General features: G+C 68.0%; 20 protein-coding genes and 1 pseudogene. 9 read left to right on the top strand and 12 right to left on the bottom strand.

All coding sequences use genetic code 11. The features are described from left to right. Positions 1-20: 20 nt before the first annotated feature. Genes benC through benA form a run of 3 tightly spaced genes read right to left on the bottom strand, consistent with a single transcriptional unit; the run spans position 21 to position 4,841 of the window. Entirely contained in the window at positions 21-2,843 is a 2,823-nt protein-coding gene (benC, locus tag QAD21_RS20340; protein WP_280360191.1) for a benzoate 1,2-dioxygenase electron transfer component BenC, read from the bottom strand. 9 nt (positions 2,844-2,852) lie between these two features. Further along, positions 2,853-3,410, bottom strand: coding sequence for a benzoate 1,2-dioxygenase small subunit (gene benB / locus QAD21_RS20335; protein WP_280360190.1), 558 nt, complete (start codon positions 3,408-3,410; stop codon positions 2,853-2,855). A 36-nt stretch (positions 3,411-3,446) separates the two neighbouring features. Beyond that, on the bottom strand, positions 3,447-4,841 hold the full coding sequence (benA, locus tag QAD21_RS20330) for a benzoate 1,2-dioxygenase large subunit (protein ID WP_280360189.1): 1,395 nt from the start codon (positions 4,839-4,841) through the stop codon (positions 3,447-3,449). Between the two features lie 221 nt (positions 4,842-5,062). On the opposite strand from benA, the gene QAD21_RS20325 reads away from it, so the two are divergent. From QAD21_RS20325 to catC, 4 genes are all read left to right on the top strand, one after another. Beyond that, on the top strand, positions 5,063-6,046 hold the full coding sequence (locus QAD21_RS20325) for a LysR family transcriptional regulator (RefSeq protein ID WP_137809443.1): 984 nt from the start codon (positions 5,063-5,065) through the stop codon (positions 6,044-6,046). After that, positions 6,043-7,146 (top strand): enolase C-terminal domain-like protein, encoded by a 1,104-nt coding sequence (locus QAD21_RS20320; RefSeq protein WP_065632576.1) that lies wholly within the window; start codon positions 6,043-6,045, stop codon positions 7,144-7,146. Before QAD21_RS20325 ends, QAD21_RS20320 begins: the two co-directional genes overlap by 4 nt. A gap of 61 nt (positions 7,147-7,207) precedes the next feature. After that, positions 7,208-8,074 (top strand): catechol 1,2-dioxygenase, encoded by an 867-nt coding sequence (gene catA / locus QAD21_RS20315; protein ID WP_058249760.1) that lies wholly within the window; start codon positions 7,208-7,210, stop codon positions 8,072-8,074. Further along, complete coding sequence (gene catC / locus QAD21_RS20310; RefSeq protein WP_058249761.1) at positions 8,074-8,355, top strand: muconolactone Delta-isomerase; 282 nt, start codon at positions 8,074-8,076, stop codon at positions 8,353-8,355. The genes catA and catC overlap by 1 nt, the downstream gene beginning before the upstream one ends. A gap of 190 nt (positions 8,356-8,545) precedes the next feature. Here catC and QAD21_RS20305 read toward each other — a convergent pair whose 3' ends face one another. Next, complete coding sequence (locus QAD21_RS20305) at positions 8,546-9,715, bottom strand: metallophosphoesterase (RefSeq protein ID WP_280360188.1); 1,170 nt, start codon at positions 9,713-9,715, stop codon at positions 8,546-8,548. 108 nt (positions 9,716-9,823) lie between these two features. Here QAD21_RS20305 and QAD21_RS20300 point away from each other — a divergent pair, with 108 nt between their 5' ends. After that, positions 9,824-10,666 carry a sulfurtransferase gene (locus tag QAD21_RS20300; protein WP_137809441.1) on the top strand — a complete coding sequence of 281 codons (843 nt, stop codon included), beginning with the start codon at positions 9,824-9,826 and terminating at the stop codon, positions 10,664-10,666. Positions 10,667-10,827: 161 nt separating this feature from the next. Here QAD21_RS20300 and QAD21_RS20295 read toward each other — a convergent pair whose 3' ends face one another. Beyond that, positions 10,828-11,811, bottom strand: coding sequence for a TauD/TfdA family dioxygenase (locus QAD21_RS20295; RefSeq protein ID WP_280360187.1), 984 nt, complete (start codon positions 11,809-11,811; stop codon positions 10,828-10,830). A 337-nt stretch (positions 11,812-12,148) separates the two neighbouring features. On the opposite strand from QAD21_RS20295, the gene QAD21_RS20290 reads away from it, so the two are divergent. Continuing rightward, positions 12,149-14,302: an acyl-CoA dehydrogenase gene (locus QAD21_RS20290; RefSeq protein WP_280360186.1), complete on the top strand. Its 2,154-nt coding sequence runs from the start codon at positions 12,149-12,151 to the stop codon at positions 14,300-14,302. Between the two features lie 348 nt (positions 14,303-14,650). Here QAD21_RS20290 and QAD21_RS20285 read toward each other — a convergent pair whose 3' ends face one another. The 4 genes from QAD21_RS20285 to QAD21_RS20270 all read right to left on the bottom strand — a co-directional run bounded on the left by QAD21_RS20285 (position 14,651) and on the right by QAD21_RS20270 (position 19,845). After that, positions 14,651-14,968: a hypothetical protein gene (locus tag QAD21_RS20285; RefSeq protein WP_010842754.1), complete on the bottom strand. Its 318-nt coding sequence runs from the start codon at positions 14,966-14,968 to the stop codon at positions 14,651-14,653. Positions 14,969-15,158: 190 nt separating this feature from the next. Continuing rightward, positions 15,159-16,763, bottom strand: coding sequence for an IS1182 family transposase (locus QAD21_RS20280; protein ID WP_159371900.1), 1,605 nt, complete (start codon positions 16,761-16,763; stop codon positions 15,159-15,161). 76 nt (positions 16,764-16,839) lie between these two features. Continuing rightward, positions 16,840-18,741, bottom strand: a complete 1,902-nt coding sequence (locus tag QAD21_RS20275; RefSeq protein ID WP_205333966.1) for an alkyl sulfatase dimerization domain-containing protein — start codon at positions 18,739-18,741, stop codon at positions 16,840-16,842. Between the two features lie 111 nt (positions 18,742-18,852). Then, positions 18,853-19,845 (bottom strand): TIGR00341 family protein, encoded by a 993-nt coding sequence (locus QAD21_RS20270; protein WP_065631445.1) that lies wholly within the window; start codon positions 19,843-19,845, stop codon positions 18,853-18,855. Between the two features lie 119 nt (positions 19,846-19,964). Here QAD21_RS20270 and QAD21_RS20265 point away from each other — a divergent pair. The 3 genes and pseudogenes from QAD21_RS20265 to QAD21_RS20255 all read left to right on the top strand — a co-directional run. After that, positions 19,965-20,960: pseudogene (locus QAD21_RS20265) on the top strand (ADP-ribosylglycohydrolase family protein); the annotation flags it as partial. A 297-nt stretch (positions 20,961-21,257) separates the two neighbouring features. Continuing rightward, on the top strand, positions 21,258-22,523 hold the full coding sequence (locus QAD21_RS20260) for an MFS transporter (protein ID WP_280360185.1): 1,266 nt from the start codon (positions 21,258-21,260) through the stop codon (positions 22,521-22,523). Positions 22,524-22,721: 198 nt separating this feature from the next. Continuing rightward, the gene (locus QAD21_RS20255; protein WP_068969806.1) at positions 22,722-23,528 is read left to right on the top strand and encodes an MFS transporter; all 807 of its coding nucleotides are present in this window, start codon (positions 22,722-22,724) and stop codon (positions 23,526-23,528) included. Here QAD21_RS20255 and QAD21_RS20250 read toward each other — a convergent pair. From QAD21_RS20250 to QAD21_RS20240, 3 genes are read right to left on the bottom strand one after another with little or no spacing between them, the layout of a single operon-like run. After that, positions 23,437-24,837, bottom strand: a complete 1,401-nt coding sequence (locus tag QAD21_RS20250; RefSeq protein WP_068969807.1) for an amidohydrolase family protein — start codon at positions 24,835-24,837, stop codon at positions 23,437-23,439. The two genes, QAD21_RS20255 and QAD21_RS20250, sit on opposite strands and share 92 nt — an antisense overlap. Further along, positions 24,834-25,445: a pyridoxamine 5'-phosphate oxidase family protein gene (locus QAD21_RS20245; RefSeq protein WP_068969808.1), complete on the bottom strand. Its 612-nt coding sequence runs from the start codon at positions 25,443-25,445 to the stop codon at positions 24,834-24,836. Before QAD21_RS20245 ends, QAD21_RS20250 begins: the two co-directional genes overlap by 4 nt. Next, positions 25,442-26,233 carry a creatininase family protein gene (locus QAD21_RS20240; RefSeq protein WP_223258801.1) on the bottom strand — a complete coding sequence of 264 codons (792 nt, stop codon included), beginning with the start codon at positions 26,231-26,233 and terminating at the stop codon, positions 25,442-25,444. The genes QAD21_RS20245 and QAD21_RS20240 overlap by 4 nt, the downstream gene beginning before the upstream one ends. Position 26,234 lies beyond the last annotated feature (1 nt).

The following is a 26,234-nucleotide window of genomic DNA, read 5'->3' as shown; positions in this document are numbered from 1 at the left end:
GGTCCATACTAGTCAGCAGCTCAACCCTGATCGCCGCCGGCGACGGGCAGCACGGTCCCGGTGATGTACGACGCCTCGTCGGAAGCGAGAAAGCAGATGGCGGCCGCCTGCTCGTCGAGGGTGCCGTACCGGTGCATCGACGACGACGCGATCGTCTGGTCGATGTGGGCCTGATACCACTGTGACTCGATCTCGTTGCGCGGCTCCGGTGTACCGCGTGAGATCCGACGCGGCGGTGCCTCGGTGCCTCCCGGCGCCGTGGCGACCACTCGGATGCCGTCGTCGGCGTACTCCATCGCCAGTGACGCGGTCAACGCGTTCACCGCCCCCTTCGCCGCCGAGTACGGGATCCGGTGAATGCCTCGCGTCGCCGCCGAGGAGACGTTGACGATCACCCCGCCCCCGGCGCGTGTCATCGACGGCAGGACCGCCCGGCACGCGTACAGCGTCGTCATCAGCGACCGGTCGATCTCGGCCCGAATCTGCTCCTCGGTGAACTCGACAAACGGTTTGAAGTTGATGGCGCCGCCCACGTTGTTGATCAGCACATCCACCCGACCGTACGTGGACAACGCCTGCCGGATCACCGACTCGGCGCCGCCGAAACCCTCCAGGTCGGCGATGGCGGCTGCCGCGCCGGGACCGTTCGCGTCGAGATCGCGGGACACCTCGGCGACCAGTTTCGACCGGTCGGCGAGGACGACCCTGCCGCCCTCGGCGCTGATTCGCCGGGCGGTCTGCTCGCCGATCCCCTGTGCGGCACCGGTGATGACGACGACCTTGCCGGCGAACCGGCCCGGGGTGACGAAACGCGATCGACGCGAAACCGATTCGTCGGCCATCGCTCGGCGCATGGTCTGCTTCGACCGGTCGGCATGCGCGGTGATCAGTGCTCGTGCCGCGTCGTGGTCCCCGGCCTCGAACGCCGAGACGATGTCGATGTGGTCCTGCGCGCACAACGGGTGACACCAGGTCGCGTTCCGTAGCACTTCACTCATGCGGCCCTTGACGCCGAGCGCCTTGTAGGCCTCGAGCAGGTGATCGTTACCGGTCTGGGCGAAGAGGTAGTCGTGGAACGCGGCGTTGGTCTCGGTGTACTCCGCGGCATCGACGAAGCGATCACCGTCCACGTACGGCACCGTGGCGTCGGCGAGCATACGGTAACCGGCCAGCTGTTGCATGGACAAGCGCCCGAACGTCAGCTCGAGTGCGCCCAGTTCCAGGGCGGCCCGGGCCTCGAACAGGGCGTCCGACTCGTGGATCGCCGGATGCTCCTCGCCGATCTGGTAGCCCTGCGAACCGACGACTGCCGGTCCCGCCACGGTGTCCCCGACGGTGGGCGTTTCGGTCGCCACCGCGGGAACCGCTTCGTGCAGCGGTTCCAGGCTCGACGGCGCGAACACCTCCTGCCCGGCGATCGACCGTGCCGGACCCGCCGGATGCGACGCCGTCGGTCGCAGCAACCCCGCATCGGATTCCAGTCCGCGGTCATCGGATTCGGTGTGCCACACGACCTGTCCAGCGATCCGGACCAGTGAATCGTCGCCGGCGACCGACGGACGTGCACCCGACCAGGCCGCCATGTCTGCGGCCGGGAGAGTCTGCTGTCCGGCGATCGACCGGGCGTTCGCGGCCACGATGATCGGGTCGTCGGCGTCCGGCGCGGACGAGTCGGACGCCGCGGTAGTCGCCCGGGCGGTTTCGTCGGTGAGCACCTCGGTCTCGTCGACTGTGCCGTCGTCGGCACCGGCCTCCGGACGCGCCGCGAGCGCGAACTTCTCGTAGTAGAAGCCCGTCGGCGCGATGCCGGCCTGGGCGACGTGCTTGCGAACCGACTCCACCATCGGCGGCGGACCGCACAGGTAGATCGCGACATCCCCGTCGTAGAGGTGGGCCGGCTCGATCAGGCTCATCACGTAGCCCTTGTTGACCGCGGAACTGGCCGGGTCCGAGACACAGTGGTCCCACGTCAGACCGGGCAGCTTCTCGGCGAAGAACTCGACCTCGTCGAGGGCAACCAGATCGGTGTCGGTGGACACCCCGTAGATGAGGTGGACTTTTCGACGGCTGTTGTCGGCGTGCAGCTTCCGCAACATCGACAGGATCGGCGCAAGGCCGGTGCCGCCGGCCAGCAGCAGCACGGGGCGGGTGGCCTCGCGCAGGAAGAACGATCCGTGCGGACCGGTGAACGCGATCTCCTCGCCGCGGGCGGCGCGGTCGGTCAGGTAGGTCGACATCGCGCCGCCGGGACTCAGCTTGATGAGGAAGACGAGACAGTCCTCGTGCGGGCCGTTGGCAAACGAGTACGACCGGGTCACCGGGGTGCCCTCGCCGTCGTCGCTGCCGGGGATCTCGATGTTGACGTACTGTCCGGGCAGGAACGCCAGCTCCCCGCGGTTCTCGATCAGGACCTCGAGACGCATGGTCGAGTCCGAGAGTCGATCGAGTTCGACGATGGTGCCGGTGAAACGGGACGCCTGGGTCTTGGCGACATCGGAGGTCGCCGGGATCTGCAGCACGAGATCGGACTTGGGTTTCATGCAACAGGGGAGCGCATAGCCCGCGGCGGACTCGTCGTCGGAGAGCGCGTCCTCGATGTATACCCCGCCGTCGAAATCGCCGAACTCGCAGAACGACTTACACGTTCCACAGGCCCCGTCGCGGCAGTCCAGCGGGATGTTGATCCGCTGACGGTAGGAGGCGTCGGCGACGGTCTGATCCTCGCGGCACGAGATGAACCGCGTGACACCGTCTTCGAAGGACAGCGCCACCCGATGGATGGTGGCCTCGCCGTCGGGGGCGCGCAGGTCGGCGCCGAAGCCGTTGTCGGTGGTGACAGTCATGGACGGGTCCTAGAAGTGGTAGATGTCCACCACGTGGTGGATGTAGTCGTTCTTCAGCACGATCGTCTTGCGCCGGATCAACGGCTGCTCGCCGGAGAAGTCGATCGTGTAGAAGGAGGTCCCGTAGTACGGGTCCACCGTGTTGTACTGGAAATACATGGTGTGCCAATTGAACCGGACGTCGACGAGATCACCGCGCCGCTCGATGACGTCGACGTTGCCGATGTTGTGGCTCGTCCGGGGTTCGGGCAGTGAGGTCGCCGACGACCGCTCGGTGCGGATGCGGAAGACCCGGTCCTCGAGGCCGCCCTTGTTGCCGTAGTAGATCAGCGAGATCTCGCGGTGCGGGTTCTCGGTGAGACGATCACGGTCGTCCCAGGCCGGCATCCAGTACACGACGTCGTCGGCGTAGCAGTCGAGCCACTTCTCGAATTCGCGGTCGTCGAGGTAGCGGGCCTCGCGGTACAGGAACTGCTCGATCATGTTCTGGGTGATGAGCGTTCCGCCGGTGGATGTGCCCGACCCGGCGGGATCGACAGCGGCGGAATTGGTCTCAGCGGTGGTCATGGTGCTCTCCTTCAGGGCGGTGGGCTGGGCGGCGGTCTACTGGGCTGGGGCCGCTGCTTGTTCGGCCGCCGCCTCTTCCTTCGCGGCAGCTGCGCGCATCCGCTCGAGCCAGTAACCGTGCTGGACCGGGTAGAGCCCCTCGTCCTCGTTCTTGACGCCGGCCGAGATGACCCCGGTCATGCCCAGCGATTCGGCGACGGGATCGGGACCGGTGAGCCAGTGCTCGGCACCGCGGCTCATGTCGTTCCACGGCGCGGCTTGCGCCCGGAACGTGAGCTGGCACGACCGAAACTCCTCGAGGTCGTCGGGAGTCGCCATTCCGGACGCATTGAAGAAGTCCTCGTACTGGCGGATGCGGTGAGCCCGCGCGGAGTCGCTCTCACACTTGGGCGCGATGCAGTAGATCGTCACCTCGGTCTTGTCCGGCGCGATCGGACGAAAGTGGCGGATCTGCGTCGAGAACTGGTCCATCAGATAGACATTCGGGTACAGACACAGGTTGCGCGACCCCTTCACCATGAACTCGCCCTTGGCGTCGCCGTGGATCTCCTTGAGCTGCTCCAGCGAATCCCACAGCGGCCGGTCCTGCGGGTTGGCCGCCCATGTCCACAGGCACAGATGACCGTTGGGGTAGGACCAGTAGCCGCCGCCGGACTTCCCCCAGCCGCCGGCGTCGAGTGCCTTGGTGTCGTTCGTCGACTCACCGGTGCCGCGACGAGACGTGGTGGCCGCGTAGTTCCAGTGGGTGGCGGTGACGTGGTAGCCGTCGGCCCCGTTCTCCGCCTGTACCTTCCAGTTCCCGTCGAAGGTGTACGTCGATGCGCCGCGCAGGACCTCGAGTCCGTCCGGCGACTGGTCGACGAGCATGTCGATGATCAGTCGGGTGTCGCCGAGATGCTCCCCTAGCGAGGCGACGTCCTCGTTGAGGCTGCCGAACAGGAAGCCGCGGTAACTGTCGAAGCGGGCGACCTTGGTCAGGTTGTGCGAGCCGTCGACGTCGAAGGTGTCGGGGTAGCCGGCCCCATCGGGATCCTTGACCTTCAGAAGGGTCCCGTCGTTGCGGAACGTCCAGCCGTGGAACGGGCACGTGAGGGTCATGCGGTTATCGGTCTTGCGCCGGCAGATCATCGCGCCGCGGTGCGCACAGGCGTTGATCAGGCAGTGCAACTCGCCGTTCTTGTCGCGGGTGATGACGACGGGCTGCCGGCCGATGTAGGTGGTGAAGTAGTCGCCAGGCTCGGGGACCTGGCTCTCGTGTGCGAGATAGATCCAGTTGCCCTCGAAGATGTGCTTCATCTCCAACTCGAAGATGTCCTCATCGGTGAAGATGCGCCGATTGGCGCGGTAGACACCGGCGTCTCGGTCGTCGACGACCGCGTCGCCGAGGACCGAGTTCACATGATTCAAGTGTTCCGATACGGACGCGGTCATGGTCGTATACCTCCAGAAAGTGGGCTGCTCTCTGCACTGTGGCAGCACGTGGTGGCGATCACACCCGGGTAATTGCCAGTCCTGGCCAAGCAACCTATTGATCAATGGCGTCGATCAATCGCCGCAATTTGTGTCTTTGTCATGTATGGATCGACGCTCTACCGTGAGACGTGTCCGCGGTCACAGCCGCGGTGATCGATCGGTAGGAGACGAGGTAGGTCATGGAGCTACGGCACCTGCGGTACTTCGCCGCCGTGGCCGACACCTGTCATTTCGGGCAGGCGGCGGCGTCGTTGCACGTGGCACAGCCCGCGCTGTCGTACGCCATCCGCCAGCTCGAGGCCGAGCTCGACGTCACCCTGTTCACGCGGACCACCCGTCAGGTGTCGCTCACCCCGGCCGGGCAGTACCTCAGGGCCCAGGCCGAGCGAATTCTTGCCGGCGTGGACGAAGCCGTGGACGGCGTGCGTCGGATCGCCGCCGGCCGCAGCGGCCTCGTCCGGGTCGGTATCACCGGTATCGCCGCGTTCTCCCATCTGCCGCGCATCGCGCGGGTCGTCAAGCGGGAGTTGCCCGATGTGGATCTTCGCATCCAGTCCGACATGCTCACGCCGGGCCAGTGCGACGCCCTGCGTGCCGGCACCCTCGACCTCGGGATCCTGCGCCCGCCGGCAATCGGGGAGCACATCGACACGACGGTCATCGATGTCGAGCCGATGGTTCTCGCGGTGTCGGTCGATCACCGACTGGCCGCCGAGCCCGTGGTCTCCGTCGCCGACCTCCGCCACGAGCCGTTCGTGCTGTACGACAGCCGGGACTCCGCCGTCAACGACGCCGCAATACGGACATGTCGCGCAGCGGGTTTCGTTCCCCACCGGGCGCACCAGGCGCCGGGTACCGCGGTGCTGCTGGCCCTGGTCGCCGCCGGGCTGGGGGTCGCCCTGCTCCCGGCCTCGGTGCGGTCACTTCCGCTCGACGGTTTGGTGGTGCGCGACCTCGTCGATGCCGACACCGTCGAGGTCGCACTCGCCTGGCGATCGGGTTCCGACGACCCGGTCGTCACCGCGGTCGCCGACGTCATCGCCGCTGCCTTCGCCGATTCCGCCTTCATCGATCCCGCCGCCGCAGAGTCGCGCGACACCCAGCTTGCCGACCACCGTTCCGTGAGGACCCGACTGGGTGCTCGATCTGGAGAGAAACCGTGAAAATCACCGCTGTGGAGGCGATTCCGTTCGCCATCCCGTACGTGAAGCCGCTGAGGTTCGCCTCCGGCGAGGTGCACGCCGCGACCCACGTGCTGGTCCGGGTGCACACCGACGCCGGCGTGGTCGGCGTCGCCGAGGCGCCGCCCCGCCCGTTCACCTATGGCGAGACCCAGGACGGCATCATCGCCGTGATCGAGGGCATCTTCGCGCCCGCGGTCGTCGGCCTGACCTTGCTCGAGCGTGAGGTGGTCGCCGCCCGGATGGCTCGCACGGTCGGCAACCCGGCCGCGAAATCCGCTGTGGACATGGCGATCTGGGATGCGCTGGGCAAGGTCCTGGGGTTGCCCGTGGGGGACATGCTCGGCGGTTACACCGACCGGATGCGGGTGAGTCACATGCTCGGTTTCGCCGAGCCGGCCGCGATGGTCGCCGAAGCCGAGAAGATGGTCGACACCTACGGGATCCGCACCTTCAAGGTGAAGGTCGGACGTCACCCGGCATCCCTCGACACCGCGGTCGTCCGCGCGCTCCGCGAGCGGTTCGGCAGCGACGTCGAACTCTACGTCGACGGCAATCGGGGTTGGACCGCAGCCGAGTCGGCGCGAGCCATGCGGGAGATGGCCGACCTCGATCTGCTGTTCGCCGAAGAGCTCTGCGACGCAGCCGATGTGCTCGGTCGCCGGTGGCTCGTCGAACAGCTGCCGGTGCCGTTCATCGCCGACGAATCGGTGCCCACGCCGGCCGATGTCACCCGCGAGATCCTCGGCCGGTCGGCGACCGCCGTCAGCATCAAGACCGCGCGGTCGGGTTTCACCACCTCACGCCGCACGCATCACCTCGCCGAGGGGTTGGGCGTCCCGGTCGTCATGGGCAACCAGATCGACGGACAGATCGGGACGGCGTGCACGCTCGCCTTCGGCAGCGCCTTCGAGCTGACCTCGCGCTACGCGGGTGAGCTGTCGAACTTCCTGGACATGAGCGACGACCTGCTGACCGAGCCGTTGCAGATCCGCGATGGCCACCTGCACCGTTCGACCGCGCCGGGCATCGGTTTCGAGATCGATCCGGACAAGCTCGACCGCTATCGCACCGACAACTAGACCCGCACGCCCACAACACGTCTCGTGGCAGCCCCGCGAACCCAGTAGCAAGGAGAAGAACATGACCACCACCGAGCATCCCCAGGAAGTCGCCACCGCCGCGGCGTCCGGCGCCTCCGCCACCGAGCGGTTCCACGCGGACAAGTCTCCGTTCGAGGCAGTGAAGGACACTGCGCCGGAACGTGTCTCGACCCTCATCAACGAGGTCCTCGCGGGCGTGCACGAGGTGATCCGGAAGCACAAGGTGACCTACGACGAGTACAACGCGCTCAAGGCGTGGCTCATCAACGTCGGTGAGGACGGCGAGTGGCCGCTGTTCCTCGACGTCTGGGTGGAGCACGTCGTCGAGGACGTCGCGACCTCGCATCGTCAGGGCAACAAGGGCAGCATCGAAGGCCCGTACTACGTCCCGGACGCTCCGGAACTCGGCGCCAAGGGCACTCTGCCCATGCGGGACAACGAGCCCGGCGATCCGTTGGTGTGGACCGGCCAGGTCCGGTCGTGCGACGGCACCGCCCTCGCCGGCGCCACTGTCGAACTCTGGCACGCCGACGACGACGGCTTCTACTCGCAGTTCGCGCCGGGAATCCCGGAGTGGAATCTGCGCGGCACCTTCACCGCCGATGACGAGGGCCGCTTCGAGATCACCACCATCCGGCCCGCGCCGTACATGATCCCGACCGATGGCTCGTGCGGGAAGATGATCTCCGCGGCGGGCTGGCATCCGTGGCGTCCCGCGCACCTGCACCTCAAGGTCTCGGCGCCGGGCCACGAGCAGCTCACCGCACAGCTGTACTTCCCGGGCGACCCGCACAACGACGACGACGTCGCCAGCGCCGTCAAACCCGAACTGGTGCTCGACCCGCAGGACGACGGCAAGGGCGGCTTCACCGTCTCCTACGACTTCGTGCTGGACCCGGCGAAGTAGTGCTGTTCCACGTGCGGATGGACGTCTCCATTCCCGACGACCTCGACCCCGACCTGCGGGCCGACACGGTCGCACGGGAGAAGGCGTACTCGCAGGATCTACAACGCGCCGGCAAGTGGCCGCACATCTGGCGGATCGTCGGGGAGTACTCCAACTACTCGATCTTCGACGTCGAGTCGAACGACGAACTGCACACCCTGCTGTCAGGTCTGCCGCTGTTCCCGTACATGCGGATCAAGGTCACCCCACTGGCGACCCATCCTTCCGATATCAACGGCTGAGCCGCTGCTCCTCGAGAGCGAGCCCCATCCTGCTCCTTGAGGTGCGAGCGAGCCCACCCATCTGCTCCCTGAGGTGCGAGCGAAGCGAGCCTCGAAGGGCCGGCGAGTCAACTCACCAGCCCTTCGAGGCTCGTCGCTTTCGCTCCTCGCACCTCAGGGGGCAGGGGGTGTTGCTTTCGCTCCTCGCGCCTCAGGAGGCAGGCGGCGCCGATCGCAGCGTGAGGATCGTGATCTCCGGCGGCGTCAGGACACGGACCGGCGGGCCCCAGGCGCCGGCGCCGCGGGTGGTGTAGATCGTGGTGTTCCCGATCTGGTCGAGCCCGGTGATCGTCGGCTGCTGGGCGCGGACGAGGTAGCGGATGGGCCAGAGCTGGCCGCCGTGCGTGTGCCCGGACAGCTGGAGGTCGACACCCAGATCCGATGCCTCGACGGCCTGCTTGGGCTGGTGGGCGAGGAGCAGGGTGAAGTCGTCGGGAGACGTTCCCGCCAACGCCGCCGGGAGGTCGGGCTCGTACGGTTCGGGGGCGGTGGCGTCGTGGACGCCGGCGAGTGTGATGGTCGCGCCGTCGACTTCGATGGGCACCCGCACGTTGCGCAGCGTGCGCACGCCGACCTCCTCCCAGACGTCGAGCCACCGGCCACCGTCGTCGGCGTAGTACTCGTGGTTGCCGCTCACACCGAAGACCCCGAGAGGCGCATCCAGATCCGCGAGGGGTTCGAGGGTGTCGCGGACGTTCGGGATGGTGCCGTCGGTGAGGTCGCCGACGAGGACGACGAGATCCGGCTTCTGCTCGTTGACGTCGTCGACGACGCGCTGGGTGAACGACGCGTCACGGGCCGGGCCGACGTGCAGGTCGGAGATCACCGCGATGCGCGTTCCGTCGAACTGCGGCGGCAGGCTCGCGAACGTGGCGTCGACGTCGACGACCTGGGGGCGAGATGCTTCCCACACCCCGTAGCCGGTGACCCCGAGCGCGACCACCACGACCGCGGCCGTGGCGACCCGGAGCTTGCTGAGCCGACGGGCCGCGAACGAGGGGTTGTCCTGCACTCCGGATCGACGTCGCCGGATCCAGCGGACGATGTGTGCGGCGAACGACACGAGGCCCACCACCGCGAGGCCGAGGAACAGGTAGAAGACGGCGGCGAGCCAGATCAGCCCGATCGTGCCGATGGGCCGCGCCCACGACGGGTCGAGCACCCGTCCGGTGGCGAAGCCGATGAGGGCGAGCGCCCACAGGACGACCAGCGCCACGTCGGCGATGATCGACCAGGGGCGCGGCATCGCGGTCGCGCGGACGATGCGCCGGTGCAGCCAGAAGGTGATGAGTCCGAAGACGACGGCAGGAAACAACGCCACGGGATGGACTCCTGAGGGTGGTGACGACAGGGCGACGGAGGCCCAGGTGCCCGGTCATGGGCGGATTGCCCCATTCTGCCATCGGGTCGCGTTGGTACCCTCGCCGCCATGGCCGAGGTCCTCATCACCCCGCTCGAGCTGGCCGAGATGCTGCTGGCGACTCCGCCGATCCTGCTGGACGTGCGCTGGCAACTGGGCGACTTCGATGGTCGGCACGCCTATCGCGAGGGTCACATCCCCGGTGCGGTCTACGTCGACCTCGACTCCGAACTGGCGGCCCCGCCCTCCGGACCGGTCGGCGGCAGGCATCCGCTGCCCGACGTCGCCGACCTCCAGGAGGCGGCCCGGCGATGGGGGATCGACGACGCCGTCCCGGTGGTGGTGTACGACGACTCCGGCAACCTCGCGGCCGCGCGCGCCTGGTGGCTGCTGCGGTGGGCGGGAGTCGCCGACGTGCGACTTCTCGACGGCGGCCTCGCGGCGTGGCGTGCCGAAGGTCTGCGCACGACCACGGGCGACGGCGGTCGGCCGCGAACGGGCAACGTGACCCTGAGCGCCGGACACCTGCCGGTCGCGACCATCGACGACGTCGCGGCCGGGCCGGCACACCTGCTCGACGCCCGGGCCGCCGAACGCTATCGCGGCGACGTCGAACCGGTCGATCCGCGCGCCGGCCACATCCCCGGGGCGATCAGTGTCCCGACGGCTGACAACGTCGACACCTCCGGCCGCTTCCGTACGGCGGAGGAGCTACGACGCCGGTTCGCAGATCTCGGTATCGACGCCGGGGCCGGCTCCGATGTCGTCGTCTACTGCGGTTCCGGGATCAATGCCGCGCACCAGATCGCGGCGCTCGCCATCACGGGGATCGACGCCACGCTGTTCCCCGGATCGTTCTCGCAGTGGTCGTCGGACCCGGAACGGCCGGTCGCCGAGGGCGACCGGCCCTGAGGCGAGAGGAGCGCAAGCCGCACTCTCTGCTCCCTGAGGAGCGCCCGGAGCTTGCGGAGGGCGCGTCACGAAGGGTTTGCCACGCACCTCGCCAGGACCCTTCGAGGCTCGTCGCTTGCGCTCCTCGCAACTCAGGGAGCGGGCGGTGACGCGCGCACGGGTCAGGCCGCGAACACCGACAGTCGGGCGGGTTCTTCGACGACCGAGTAGTGCGTCGCGTCGCCCTGGAGAACCTGGCTCGCCTGACCGTGGACGTCGACGGGCACATCGCCGGCGAGGGTGATGCGGTGCAGTTCACGCTGCTGGTTGCCGAAGTCGGCGATGCCGTAGTGCTGCGTGGCGCGATTGTCCCAGATCGCCACGTCGCCCAGTTTCCAGTTCCACCGGAAGGTGTTCTCCAGCTTGGTGATACGTGCCTGGAGGAGCTGGTAGAGGTCGGCGAACTCGGAACTCTTGAGGCCGCGGAACTCCTTGGCGAAGTGTCCGAGCAGCAGGCTGCGTTCGCCGGTCTCGGGATGGACGCGCACGACGGGGTGCAGCGTCTGGTACTCGGAGCTGGTGAACTCCTTGTAGTGCTCGGCCTTGCGGCTGACGTCGACACCACCCGAGGGCTCCTTCTGGCCGACGTAGTCGTACAGATTGGTGTGGGTGGCCCACAGCTCTTCGGTCAACGCGCGCAGCGGTTTCGGCAGCTGCTCGTAGGCGGCCACCGTCGACGCCCAGGTCGTCGCGCCGCCGTAGCTCGGCAGCGTCACCGCCCGGAGGATGGACGCCTTCGGGATGCGATCGACGAACGTCACATCAGAGTGCCAGCTGTTCGCGGCGCCTTCGATGGTCAGCAGCTGTTCGCCGCGTGAGGTCACCGTCGGATGAGGTGCGGTGGGATCGCCCAGGAGTTCGGCGAAGGCGTACTGGCTGTCGTCGTCGAGCTGGTCCTGGCCCTCGAAGACGATCGTCTTGTTGATCGCCAGCGCCAGGCGGATCGCCTCCACCTGCTCCGGGGTGAGGTCGCCGCCGAGCCGCACCTGGCCGATGCGTGCCCCGATGTGCTCGCCGAGCTTGTCGACGGTGATCCCCGCGTCGCGGTAGATCTGCTGAGCTGCCTGCTCGCGCTCGGTCCGGTCCTCGATCTGCGCCAGGGTCATCTCTCGTCCTCTTCTCAATGTCGTTTGATGGCAATCGAATTCATCAGACCACTGTGGTGGTGGTGCTATCGAGGGAAACGCTCACGGTGATCGGAACGCTTCAGTCCGCCGAGGCCTCCGCCGCGTCGTCGATCTCGCGACGGACATCGGCCGGAACGCGCACCGTCCTCACCGCCCGAGGACCGGTACACCCGGGACCTCGTCGATGCCGTGCCGTTCCCGGACCCGGTCGTGCAACGGGCGCGTCGGGAACGGATTCGATGAGTTTGTCTCAAGCGTCCACCCCGGACCGGGGGTAGATGGTGTGATCGGGTGACCGACGATCCCGGGAGTCGCCATGAGTATTGCCCTGACCGATGACCACGTCGAACTCGCCTCGGTGGTGCGCGAATTCGCCGTCGACCGAAAGGTGCGGGCGCAGGCGCGCGACCGACTCGACGCGCTCGAGGAGGCCAGACCCACGTTCTGGGCGGAGATCGCCGAACTCGGATGGCTGGGTCTGCACGTCGCCGAGGAATACGGCGGTTCTGGTTTCGGGATCGCCGAATCGGTCGTCGTGACAGAGGAATTGGGCCGCGCGGTGGCGCCTGGTCCGTTCCTGCCCACCGTGATCGCCTCGGCGATCCTGACTCATGCCGACGACGAGACGCGTGCCCGCTGGCTGCGGTCGCTCGTCGACGGCACGGTCACCGCGGGTGTCGCGGTGGTGCCGGGACTGACCGAGGCCGGTGGGGCGGTCTCCGGTCAGGTCGACGCGGTACTCGGCGCACCGCTCGCGGATCTGCTGGTACTCATCGGCGACGACGATGTGCTGGTGGTGGAGTCGTCGGACTCGGGTGTCGAGGTGGGCGCGCACGCCGATCTGGACCCGACCCGATTGTCGGCGAGGGTGTCGCTGTCGAGTGCTGCCGCCGTCCGTCTGCCGAGACTGGCGGCCACCGCGCTGGCGCTCACCCGGACGCTGGTCGCGGCCGAAGCCGTCGGCGGGGCGCGGGACGCGCTGGACGCCGCGGTGGCCTACGCGAAGGTCCGCGAACAGTTCGGCCGGACCATCGGTGCGTTCCAGGCCGTCAAGCACCACTGCGCGAACATGCTCGTCGGCGCGGAGGCCGCCAGCGCGGTGGTGTGGGACGCGGCGCGAGCGGCCGACGAGAACGCCGACGCGCTCGGGCTGGTCGCGGCATCGGCGGCCGCGCTGGCACTGCCCACCTACACGACGAACGCCGAGCTGAACATCCAGGTGCACGGCGGCATCGGCTTCACCTGGGAACACGACGCACACCTGCATCTGCGCCGCGCCACGGTGCTGCAGGCGCTGTTCGGCGGACAACAGCCGGCTCGTGACGTGTACGAGTTCTCCGCAGGCGGCGTCACCCGTGCCAACAGCCTCGACCTCCCACCCGAGGCCGAGGAACTGCGTGCGCGCGTTCGAGCCGACATCGCCGAGATCGCCGGCGTCGGCGAGTCCGCGCTGCGCGAGAAGCTCATCGACACCGGTTACGTCATGCCGCATTGGCCCAGGCCGTGGGGACGCGCGGCGGATTCCGTCGAACAACTCGTCATCGAGGAGGAGATGGCGACCGCGGGTGTGAAGCGGCCCGATTACAGCATCACCGGGTGGGTCATCCTCACCCTCATCCAGCAGGGCACGCAGGACCAGATCGACCGGTTCGTCCGTCCGGCGCTGCTCGGGGACGAGGTGTGGTGTCAGTTGTTCTCCGAGCCCGGTGCGGGGTCGGACGCGGCGGCGGTCAGCACGAGGGCCACGCGCGTCGACGGCGGCTGGCGCATCAACGGCCAGAAGGTCTGGACCAGCGGCGCCCACCTGTGCCGGCGAGGGCTGGCAACGGTGCGGACCGACCCGGAAGCCCCCAAGCACAAGGGCATCACCGCGGTGTTGATCGACATGTCGGCGCCCGGTGTCGAGGTACGTCCGCTGCGGCAGATCACCGGCGGGTCCGAGTTCAACGAGGTGTTCTTCACCGACGTCTTCGTCCCTGACGAAGACGTGGTGGGCACACCGAACGACGGCTGGGCCGTGGCCCGCGCAACCCTCGGCAACGAGCGGGTCAGCATCGGCGGCGGTGCGCCGGGTAGCGACGGTGCGGTCCAACAGATGGTGGCACTCGTCCAGGGCTACGGGGACCGGGTCGAGGGGGCGGCGACGAAGGTCGGTGAGTTCCTCGCCGTCGAGGATGCGCTGCGACTGCTGAATCTGCGTCGTGCCGCCCGATCGGTCGTCGGCGCCGCTCCCGGACCCGAGGGAAATGTGACGAAACTGCTTCTCGCCGAGCATCTCAGCGACCGCGCGCACCTGGCCGCGGAATTGCTCGGACCCGACGTCGCGTTCTCGTCCGGTCCCGGCAAGCTGGCCGGCCTGCTGATCCTCGGTGCCCGCGGGATGTCGATCGCCGGCGGGACGTCGGAGATCACCCGCAACCAGATCGCCGAACGCATCCTCGGCTTGCCGCGCGACCCGCTCATCCGCTGAGCGCCCAGAGCTTGCGGAGGCCACCCCTCTGCTCCCTGCGCAGGGCCCACCTTCTGCTCCCGGCGGAGGGTCACCCCTCTGCTCACCTGCGGAGGGTCACCCTTCTGCTCACCTGCGGAGGGTCACCCTTCTGCTCCCTGAGGAGCGCCCGGAGCTTGCGGAGGGCGCGTCACGAAGGGTCTCGCAACCCGCCTCACCAGGACCCTTCGTGACGCTCGCAAGCTCGCTCCTCAGGGAGCAGGGGGTGACGCTCGCAAGCTCGCTCCTCAGGGAGCAGGGGGTGACGCTCGCAAGCTTGCTCCTCAGGGAGCAGGGGGTGACGCTCGCAAGCTCGCTCCTCGGGGGCGGTCACCGTCGCCCGGGCGGCCGGTCACCGGCCGGGCGCAACGCCCACGACGGCACCCAGTGCGTGACCTTCTCCTGTCGGTCCTTCGAGGTGATCGTGTAGGTGACCTTGCCGTACCAGGCACCCCATTCGTCGCGCCCCCACTCGGTGAGGACGCCGAGGTGCACCGACCGGATCTGTAAACCGTCGGGGTGGTACTCGCCGCTGAAATGCGGTGCATTGGGGTAGAGCGCGCCGAGGTCGATGAGCACCGCCTTGTGGCCGACCCGCACGAAGGCGGGCCGGTGTGGTTGGCCGTTGTCCCCGCCAATCCACTTCATGCCCACCCGGACAGTTTCGCACGTGTGTTCGAGCAGTGTCACCCTCGGTCGGGTCGGCCGGGCCGCCCGGCGGGAACTAGGAGCCTGCTGAATTAGGGTCCAGCCTGGGTTGAGGTTCCTGCTGCGGGGATGTGTCGGTTCCGGGGTGTGGTCGTGGTGATCGATCTAGGTGGGGCGGCGGTGCCGCGGTTCAGGCGGTGGCCAGTGTCCAGGTGCCGTTGGTGGTAGTCAGTCCGAGGGTGATCAGGCGGCGTAGGTTGATCGCGGCGGCGCGGTGGTGCAGCCAGTTGTTGTTGCGTTCGATTCCACGGTAGGGCACCCGCCGGTTACCGCGGGTGAGCCAGGCAATCGTCCGTTCGACCATGGGTCGATGCTGGCGGTAGGTGTCGGCAATAGTGTTGTCAGAGAAGTGTTGTCGGTGTTCGCGCTGGAGTTGGTGGTGTTCGCCGAAACTGATTTTGCGTCCACGAACCGCGGTGGTGCACCGTGCCCGAAGTGGGCAGTCTTGGCAGGCCGCACCGTAGGTGACGTGGCCTTTCGCGCTGACCGGTCGGGTCAGGTTGTTGGGGCAGGTCAATGTGTTCGAGTCGGCGTCGAAGGTGAAATCGTCGACGACGAAACCACCAGCAACCGCCGGCATGTGTGGCTTGGGTTTGATCACCGCGTTCCATCGTGTCCGCGCCAGCGTGGCCAGCATGTCACCGGAGGCATACGCTGAATCACCCAGCACCTCACGATCGTCGGCGTCGTCGGCGACGGTCGGATCGCTCAGCAACAACCGTGCCCCGACTGCTCCGTCGGAAGTGTCCGGACCAGCGGCTTTGGTCATCTCGATCGCGGTGACCAACCCGGTCTCCGGTTCATTGACGATGTGGCCCTTGAACCCGTCCTGCTGGCGTGCCCGGGTTTTGTGGGCGTGCCGGGTGTCGGTATCGACGGTGGAGATCACCCGGTCCGGGGCGGTCCGGGGCGCGATGCGCCAGCGTCCGTCGGTGCCATCAGAACCTGGTGCCGGTTCCACATCCTGGCCGGTCACCAATGCCAGCAATGCCACCGCCTGCGCCTGGGCCTGGTTACTCGGTTCCTTGTCGATGGCCTCGAGGTCCAGACCGTCGAGCACGGCCAACCCATCTTCGACAAGGGCGCTGATCAGGTCCTGTTGAGCACACTCATCATCCCAGGCGATCCGCGGCTTGCCGGGCCGGTCATAGCCGCCGCCGGTCAACGCGGCCAGACGAGTCGCGTGCTGCTCGACCACCACCGCACCACCGTCGACCTCTCGGGCGACCCGCCGGATCGCCGCGATCACCTGGGTGATGGCGTCCTGGCGGGCCACCGCGTCATCGAAGATCGTCGAATCCAGCGCTCGACGACTCTTACCCGCGAGCACCCCGGTGGTGGTGATGACCTCGCGTACCACCTCGAAAATGCGGTGCGGCCGATCGCTGGCTGCCAGTCGCCGACGCCAGTACGTCAGAGTCGACGGATGAAAACCTTTGTTACCCAACACGAATCCACACGCCGCTTTCCACCGCAGATCGAAAGTGACCGCATCAGCGGCTTCGCGATCGGACAAACCCTGCAGCGTTTGCAGCACGATCACCGACGCCATCGTGGCCGGCGGGATCGACGGACGGCCCCGGCCGCTGGGAAACAGGTCCGCGAACATCTCCGCAGGAAACAACTGCTCGCGATGAGCAGCCAAAAACGCGAACACACTGCCCTCGGCCAGCAAATGCCCGACGACCGAGTTCACATCCAGAAACTCACCCTGACGATCCGGCTCACCCTGCATACCCACCAGGATCCCAGCCCACCAGGCAAACCCGCTCACCCCACACCGAAACGACACCGACTATTTCAGCAGTCTCCTAGGGTGTCACGATCGCGAAATCGGGATCCGGGTCGTCCAGGTAGCCGGCGAGTTCGCCGAACGCACTCGGATCACCGTCGACGCCGACGTCGCCCGCTTCGACGGCCGTACCGAGATCCACGACCCCCAGAAGCAGCATCAGCAGGGTCTGCTTGGTCACGGTGAACGTCGCTGCGACGCGGTCGTCAGCGCTTGCCTGATCCACGTCGAAATGGACCAGGAGGCCGTTGCGCAGCTCCGACCGGTGGCGTCGGTCGGCGTCGGTGATGTGCCAGTCGAGGACGAGGTGGGCGTCCCAGGCCGCCGGCCCGTCGACTCGCAGGGCGACGGCGTCGAAGAGCTGATCGACCGACAGGGCGGCGACGATGTCCGTGGCCGCCGTCGTAGTCGGCGTCCCGACGGGTCCGTGGCGCAACTCGTACGCCCCCATGAGGTAGAAGTTGCGCCACGTGCCGTTCTCCGAGCCATAGCCGAGCTGTTCGAGCGTGTCCGCTTGGAGACTCCGCGCCTCCTCGTGCGCCGGGTCGGCGAAGACGACGTAGTTCAGGACCTGTGCGACCCAGCGGAAGTCGCCCGCCTCGAACGACCGGCGGGCCTTCTGTACCACCTCGTCCGCGCCGCCCATGAACTCGACGTGCCGCGTCGCGGATTCCACCGGCGGATGTTCCCAGAGGTGCGCCGGATTCCCGTCGAACCATCCCATGTAACGCTGGTAGATGGCCTTGACGTTGTGGCTCACCGAGCCGTAGTAGCCATGTGTGTGCCAGGCGTTCTCGAGTGCCGGGGGCAATCGGATGTCCTCGGCGATCTCGAGACCGGTCCGGCCCTTGTTGAGCTGCCGAAGGGTCTGATCGTGGAGGTATCCGTAGAGGTCGCGCTGGAGGGACAGGAACTCCGTGAGCTCCGCGGTGCCCCATGTCGGCCAGTGATGCGACGCGAAGAGCACGTCGGAGCGCGCCGCGAAATCGTTGATCGCCTCTGTCAGGTAGCGCGACCACACGTGCGGATCACGGACCAGGGCACCCCGCAACGTGAGCAGATTGTGCAGGGTGTGGGTGGCGTTCTCGGCCATACAGAGCGCGCGCATCTGCGGAAAGTAGAAGTTCATCTCGGCCGGTGCCTCGGTGCCGGGCGTCAGCTGGAATTCGATGGTGACCCCGTCGATGGTCTCGACCTGTCCGGTGGTGGTGATGTCGAGGGTCGGGGCGATCAGGGTCGCCGTGCCGGTGGACGTGGACTGGCCGAGGCCCGCGCCGATCGCACCGCGCGGGCCCCTCGGCAGCGCGGCCCCGTACATGTACGCCGCGCGCCTGCCCATCGCCGTTCCCGCGTAGACGTTCTCGGCGACCGCGTGCTCGACCATGCCTGCGGGCGCGATGATCTGGCACTCGCCGGCGTCGACGGCCTCCTGGGTGGTGACTCCTTTGACGCCGCCGAAATGATCGATGTGCGAGTGCGTGTAGATGACGGCGGTGACCGGACGATCGCCACGATGCTCCCGATAGAGGCGGAGGCCGGCGGCCGCGGTTTCCTGTGAGATCAGTGGGTCGATGACGATGACGCCGGTGTCGCCCTCGACGACGGTCATGTTCGACAGGTCCAGGCCGCGGATCTGGTAGATCCGATCTGTCACCTCGAAGAGGCCTTGTCGGGCAACGAGACCCGACTGCCGCCACAAGCTGGGATGGGCGGTCGCAGGCGCCTCCTCGGCGAGGAAGGAGAATTCATCGCAATCCCACACCGGCTTCCCGTCCTGGCCGGCGATGGCGGGGGGATCGAGTTCGGCGACGAGTCCGCGCGTGGCGGCGTCCAGGTCGTGGGTGTCCTGGAACGGGAGGTGATCGTGGGCGGACGAATTCGCCTGTGCCACAGCAGGGGATGCGTCTCGAGAGAGAGCCATGTGCTTGACCTCGTCGGTTCTCGGTTGAGTGCGTACGGTGACGTTCTCGGTGAGCGATGCGTACGTACCACTCTGTCAGAAGCGCGGATGCCTCGCCGGGGTTCGGCACGCTCAGTTGACACCCGACCGCTCGCCGACGGTGTGGACGACGACGACCTCGGGGTCCCAGGGGACCAACTCGTCGACCGTCGTTTGGAGCTCGTCGATCGGCGGCAGGTCCTGTGGGGCGAGCACACTGACGGTGACCGTACTGCCGGTCCAGCTGACACCGGTGACCTCGGACGAGTCGTTCCCGCCCGATCCGAGCCACGACTCCGCCGCGGTCGCGATCTGCCGGGACCACAGTGACGAGAGCGAGTTCGCGACCATCGGGACGGTGACGACGACGAGAGCTACGGCCAGTGCCGCGTAGGCCCGGCGTCGAGGGGCCCTCGGATGTTCCGCACCGGCGAGATCGGCGGCCTCTCGGCCATAGCCTGCGATCGTCAACACGACGAGGCTCGTGATGATCATCGCGACCACGTTCGACGCGAACAGCACGAAGGCGCCCAGTGCGAGCGACGGGGCTCCCGACCCCAGGCAGACGCCGACGACCCCGAGTGGCGGCACCAGGGAGATGGCGATGGCCACGCCGGGCAGCACATCACCGACGTCGCGACGGGTGATGGCGATCGCGCCGACGAGGCCGGTGGCGAGGGCGGCCAGGAGGTCGACGAGCGTCGGTGACGTCCGGCCCAGCACCTGTGAGTTGGAGAGCACGTTCGTCGGATTGGGTAGCAACTGAGCGAACACGACGCCCAGGATCGTCACCAGGATGACCCCGGCGATCACGTAACCGACACTCGCGAGCATGAGTCGACCACGGCCGGTGGCGATTCCGAGTCCGATGCCGAGGATCGGTGTCGACAGCGGCGCGACGATCATCGCCCCGATGACGGTCGCCGTGCTGTCGGCGACGACTCCCGAGACCGCGATGACGCCGGACAGCGTGAGCATCAACCAGAAGGCGCTGCGTTTGGCGGTGCGGTCGCCGACGGAGAAGTCGAGGCGCTCGACGATCTCGTCCAGGCTGCGACGCTGTGAACCGGGGATGAGGGAGAGCACGATCGGAGCCCCTTCGTCTCGAGGTCCTCTGAAAGTACCCGTTCGCGGTCCGCTGTCCAGCAGAGTCGGCGCAACCGTGTGACCATGGATGAACGCCGGGGAAAGCACAGGGGGCGAACATGGATCGGTTCACCGGATGTCTGCTCGCCGGTGCTGCCGGCGACGCGCTGGGCGGGGCAGTCGAGTTCTCGACTCGGGACGCGATCCTGGAGAGGTTCGGACCCGCGGGCATCACCTCCTACTCCGAGGCGTACGGCGGCCTCGGCACCATCACCGACGACACCCAGATGACGCTGTTCACTGCGGAGGGTCTGCTGCGCGCCTGGGCCCGCGACTGCGCGGGAGGCATCTCCTGCTACGCGGCCACGACGGCCCGCGCATACCTGCGGTGGTTCATCACGCAGGGCGGCCATCCGCGGCACGGCGTGCTGGCGACGACCGAACGGTCCAGCTGGCTGGCAGGGCACCAGCAGATGCACAGCCGACGGGCACCCGGCACCACCTGTCTCGAGGCGCTCCGGGTGACCACTCGTCCGGGCGTCCCGGCCGACAACGACAGCAAGGGCTGCGGAGGTGTCATGCGGGTGGCGCCGGTCGGTTTGTTCGCGGCCCGCGCGGACTGGTCTGCCGCAGGCACTTTCGACCTCGCGACCACACTCGCGGCGCTCACCCACGGCCATCCCTCCGGTTCGCTTCCCGCCGGCGTTCTCGCGGTCGCGGTCCGCGAGCTGATCGACGGAGCCGGCCTGCCGGAGGCGCTGGCGACGGCGAAGGGCATCCTCCGGGATCGGGCCGGTCACGAGGAGACCCTTGCCGCACTGGAGGCCGCGGAAGTCCTCGCCGGTTCGGGCCTGTCCCACGAGTCGGCGATCACGCGCCTCGGCGGGGGCTGGGTCGGAGAGGAGGCGCTCGCGATCGCCGTCTACTCCGCGCTGGTGGCCGACGACCTCGAGGACGCGGTGATCATCGCGGTCAATCACGACGGCGACTCGGACTCCACCGGCGCGATCGCAGGCAACCTGCTGGGTGCGCGCGACGGGGTCGAGGCCATCCCGCCGCGCTGGCTGGAGCCCCTCGAACTGCGCGACGTCATCGCCGAGATGGCGGGCGATCTACACGAGTTCGTGGACTGGGACATCACCGAGACCGATGAACCGGCCGGTCGGGCAGTTGGGTCGAGAGGTATTGGGGACCCCGTCCGGGGGCGACCCCGGACCTTCGCCCCGTGGGCTGAGTTTCCGGCGCGACCGGCGCCATCGTCGTCACCCGCCAGAACGTGGCAGGTCAGCGCCTCGGCGTCGGGGCGACGAGGTGCGCAATACGACGGCCACGACGGGGTTGCCCGATGGTCACAGACGTCGGTTTGAGTTCTCCCCATGGCAGTCGCTCTGAGATCCGACCGTGGAATCCGTGTGCTCACAGGCGCTTCCGGGGTCGGGTTCATTCTCGCCATCTGCGGCTCGAATGCGATGACGCCACTGCTCCCGGGATACATGGACACCCATGAGTTCGGGCCCGCCGCGGCGTCGGTGCTGTTCGCCACCTACTTCATCGCCCTGATCATCATCCTGTTGATCTCGGCTCGCGGCCCGCTCATCCGGCACAGCCGCACGGTGTTACCGCTCGCTCTCCTCGCGGCGATCGTCGGCGACCTCCTGCAGATCGTCGGCGCATCGGTCGACGTGCTGCTGTTCCCGGGACGGTTCCTCACCGGGGCGTCGGTGGGCCTGAGCACGGGCGCCGCCGCGGCGATCATGGTGGCCGCCAGCGGCGAACGGGGTCGTGCGTTCATCGCCTCCGGTTCGCTCATCGGCGCCGGAAGCGGGCTGGTCGCGGCCATCGCGATAGCCGTGTTCCTGCCCTGGCAGCTGGTCACGGTGTACGCGATCCACGCCGCGGCGACCGCGGTATGCCTGATCGTCTTGCTCGTCGGTCTGCGTCTGGCTCCCGGTTTGCTTGCGTATGGCAATGATTCGTCGACGGACGATGGCTCAGCGCCGCAGTCGACACACGCTCACACCGGCGACCTCGACGTCCACAACGGCGACCTCGACGTTGCGGGTACGCGTCGTCGAGATCCCGGTGCCTATCTGGTCGGCGCGCTGGCGTGGGCGATCGGGACGCTCGCGGTGGGCGCGATGCCCGCCGCGATCCTCGCCACCGGAGCGAGCGACTCGCTCCTCGTGGCCCAATGCGTCGGTGGCGCATGTCTGTTGGTCTCGATGGTCGCGAGTCTCGCCGGCGTGGGGGTGCGGCTCGTGACGACGCTACCGGCGGTCGGCGTGCTCATGGTCGTCGGATGGTCGACGGCGGTGGTGGGTCTCGTCCTCGGCCGGCTCGACGTGATCGTCCTGGGTACGGTCGTCGGCGGGATCGGTCAGGCCGGGGGGTACCGAGTGGCGCTCGCCGCTGTCACCCGCGGTCTCGGCGCCGTCGAGCAGGGCCGTGTGGCATCGCGGTTCTCCGCCTTCGCCTACAGCGGTGCGGGTGTGATGGTGGTGCTCGACGGTGTCGCCGGCCAGGCAGTCGGGACCCTCGGTGGCGCCATCGTCACCGGCGTCGTCTACGCCGCGGTCGCGGCCGTCGCCATCGGTTTGGTCGTTCGACGAACCTTTCCGCGCCCCGATCCGAAAGTCCGCAGTACCGCAGGTGTGATGGCGGCTCCCCAGAATCGATGACTGGGCCGATACGCGCCGGCGACCGACAGACTTCAACTCGACCGGCAGACTTCGATCGAGGTCTAGGAGTCGAGTTGAAGTCTGGCGGTCCGCAAGCTCCACGCGCACCTCGGGGAGCCGGGGGTGATCGGGGTGCTTCGCTCCCACCCCAAGCACATTCGCGGCGCAAACCGGACACCTGTGCCTACCTTGGATCACATGACACCCACACGCATCTCCGGTCCGATCACCTGGCTTGCCGTGTTCCTGGCGGTCGCGCAGGTGGTCGCGCCCGTGGTCCCGTTCTCCGGTTTCGGCGCCTCGCCCAACGAGTCGACCACAGATCTGTTGATCACCCCGGCGGGCTACACGTTCTCGATCTGGAGTCTCATCTACCTGCTGTCGATCGTCTTCGCCGTCGCCGTGGTGTGGAAACGTGCCACCGGGACCGACGACCCGCGGCGTCTGCTCATCGACCTCGAAGTCGCTTTCGCCGGCGCGGCGGTCTGGATTCTGGTGTCGGCCGCGGAGTGGACGTGGGTGACACCGATCGTGCTGACGGTCATGACGGTGGTCCTGCTCGACGCCGCCCGCATCGCCGCGAGACCGGCCGACGACGCGGCGCCCCGGTGGCTCATCGTCCTGACCCGCATCCTCGTCGGTGTCTATGCGGCCTGGGCCACCGCGGCGGTCTTCCAGAACTGGGCCGCCGCGATCGGTGCCGACCTCGCCGATCCGCAGTCCCTGGGATGGCAGCTGACCATCCTGCTCGCATGCGCCCTGCTCGGCCTGGCCGTCACTGCCGCCGTCGGGTCGGTGCTCGTCGCATACCCACTGACCCTGATCTGGGCGTTCGTCGGGATCACCGTCGCCGCCCTCGGCGAGACGGCGGCGGTCGTCGGCGTCGCGGTCGCGACGATCGTGGCGCTGGTGGTCACGACGGCGGTGATGATGGTGTCGCGGCGGCGGGTGGGCGCACCGCATGGATCCCCGACTGCGCCGCTGACGCGATCATCCGCTCGGTGAGTTCGGAATCGGCCTGTGCGCGCAGCGGATCGGCGACGTCGCGGTCCCATACCGTGCGGCCACCCACCACGACCTCGCGTAGGTTGCGCAGTCCGCAACCGAGCACGTAGGTGGCGACGGGGTCCCAGATGGGGCCGAGGTGGGGGGAACGGGGATCGACGACGAGCAGGTCCGCGAACTTCCCGACCTCCAGCGAACCGACCTTGTCGGCCACGCCCATCGCCGATGCCGACCCGAGCGTGTGGAGGGCGAGCATGTCGACGGGGGTGAGAATCGCGGCGTCGCTGTGCTTTCCGCGCTGCAGGAACAGCCCGGTGCGCATGTTCTCGAACGGGTCCGACACGTCGGTGCACGACTGGTCGTCCACACCGACGCCGACGGTCACCGAATCCCGGAGCAGACGGGGGATGTCGGCGATGCCGGAACCGAGCCGACCGTTCGACATCGGCTGCCACACCACCGCCGACCCCGTGTCGCGCACACGCGCGACCATGTTCTCGGTGGGGTGCACGAAGTGTCCGAAGGCGAAGCCGGGGCCCAGAACGCCTGCGGCGTCGTACCAGTCGAACTTCGACTGCTGGATCTCGATCTGCTCGGCAGTCTCGACGAAGTGCGCCTGATTGGTGATCCCGTACCGGTCCATCAGTGCCCGTTCGCGTTCGGCGGTCGCTTGCGACGACGACCACTGCACCGAGCCGTAGACCGAACCACCCAGATCGAGGTCGCGGTCGACGGTCGCCAGGTGGCTCATCACCTCGTCGAAACCGGCGAACGCGGCGTCCTCGCCGAGTTGCTCGTCGTCGAGTCGCACACTGGTGACGAATCGGATCCCGGTGGCCGCCAGGCCGTCCACCTGGGCGGTGACGAACTCCGGAGAATGCACCCGAGCCGCCTTGAGGACGGACTCCTCGTAGTCGAAGAGTGCCAGGACGCGGGACTGGGTGAAGTTGTACACGGAGGTGATTCCCGAGGACAGGTGATCGAGCCCGCCGGCCAGCGTCATCCAGTACAGGTCTTGCGCATCGGCGCCGAGCAGCATCGTGCTGTTCAGCGTGACCCATTCATAGAGTGGGCTGTTGGGCGCCACCCCGCGCATCCCGCCGGTGTAGATGTGACTGTGTGCCGAGACGAAACCGGGTGCGAGGAAGGCGCCGTCGAGGTCGTGGCGGGGGAGCGGTGCGTCGGCCGGCGGTGAGCCCTCGCCCATCCCGGAGATCCGGCCGTCCTCGCCCACCGACAGCCATCCCCAGAACCAGGGCCTATCGCCGCTGACCGGCAGTACGAGGGCGTTGTGGTAAGTGCCGGTCATCCCGGTAGAACCTCCGAATTCCAATGATTTCCGTTGTCGGTGAACCGTACTCGCTGCGACGGCCCGTCCGGGTCGCCGCGCCAGAAGGTGATCTCCCGCAAGTCGACGGCGTACCCGGTCCAGGTGGGCGGTGCGGGCAGTCGCGGGTGGGCCGAGTCGTAGTCGGACCATCGCCGACGCCGCTCCTCGGGTGGCAATGCGGCGAGGTCGTCGTCGTTCAGCCACGCCAGGAGTTGCAGGTACCGGGAACGGCGCGAGTAGGCCTCGGACAGTTCGTCGTCCGGCGCTCGCCGGACGTCACCGTGCGCGACGACCTGCCGGCCGACGGCGGGCCAGGCGATCGCGATCGAGGCCCGGGGGTTGTCGGCGAGTTCGGCCACCTTGGCCGACCGGCTGTCGGTGTGGAAGTAGACCGCGGTGTCGTCGGCCTCGGTGATCAGCACGTGTCGGACCCGGGGATAACCGTCGGGGCCGCACGTCGCCAGTGCCATCAACGGCCGTGGCTCGTCCGACGGGGGAAGCCAGTTCCGCAGCAGCGTCATCGGGTGGACCGAGAGCTGATCCGCACTCGCGCAATCGGTTCCGAACCCGGTACCGCTGGTGATCAACGCCCCACCCGGCCCGGGTCGAAGGTGGCGATCTCCGGCAGCGCGGCGACCAGGTCCTCGACGCGCTCGTCGAAAAGCTTCGCGCCGATCGAGGCGTCGGCTCCAGTGGGGTCGCCGATCACCCCCGACTCGGCGAAATCGGTGGACAGCCAACCGAATCGGACGGTGCCGGCGAAACCGACGTGCCCGGCGTCGGCGACCGCGTCTGCCACCGTCGCGACCGCCTTGTCCATGTGCACGAGATCCGGCCGGAGGTGCAGCATCATCGAGGTCTCCGCCCAGCCCGCGTGGATGCCGAGTCCGCGCTCGGTGGGACCGGGGTGACCCGGGCCGGAGGAAAAGAAGGTCTGCAGGTCGAACCGTCGTCGGAGTTCGCGCGCGGCGACCTCGATCAGTGCGGAGTTGCCGCCGTGCGCGTTGAGGAACAGCACACGACGCGCCGGGGTCTGTGCGAGCGACGCCCCGATGTCGACGATCGTCTCGAACAGGGTGCTCGCCCGCAGCCAGATCGTGCCCGGGAGCCGCGAGTGCTCGTCGGATTTGGTGTAACCCAGCGCCGGCAGGAGCCAGACATCGTGCCCCGCGGCGGCACCGCGGTCCACGACGGCCTCGGCGACCGACTCCGCGACGATGAGATCGGTGGCCAACGGCAGGTGCGGGCCGTGCGGTTCGATTGCGCCCGTGGGTAGTACGATAATCGAGTCCCGCGACAGGGTGGTGCCGATCTGTTCGGTGGTCAGCTCGGCATAACGCCGATGCGCGGCCGGGCGCGTCGTCCTGGTGGTCACC

Source organism: Gordonia sp. SMJS1 (assembly GCF_029866425.1).
GTDB lineage: Bacteria > Actinomycetota > Actinomycetes > Mycobacteriales > Mycobacteriaceae > Gordonia > Gordonia hongkongensis.
The sequence above is the reverse complement of the archived record's forward strand: the minus strand, read 5'-3'. Positions and strand labels throughout refer to the sequence as shown.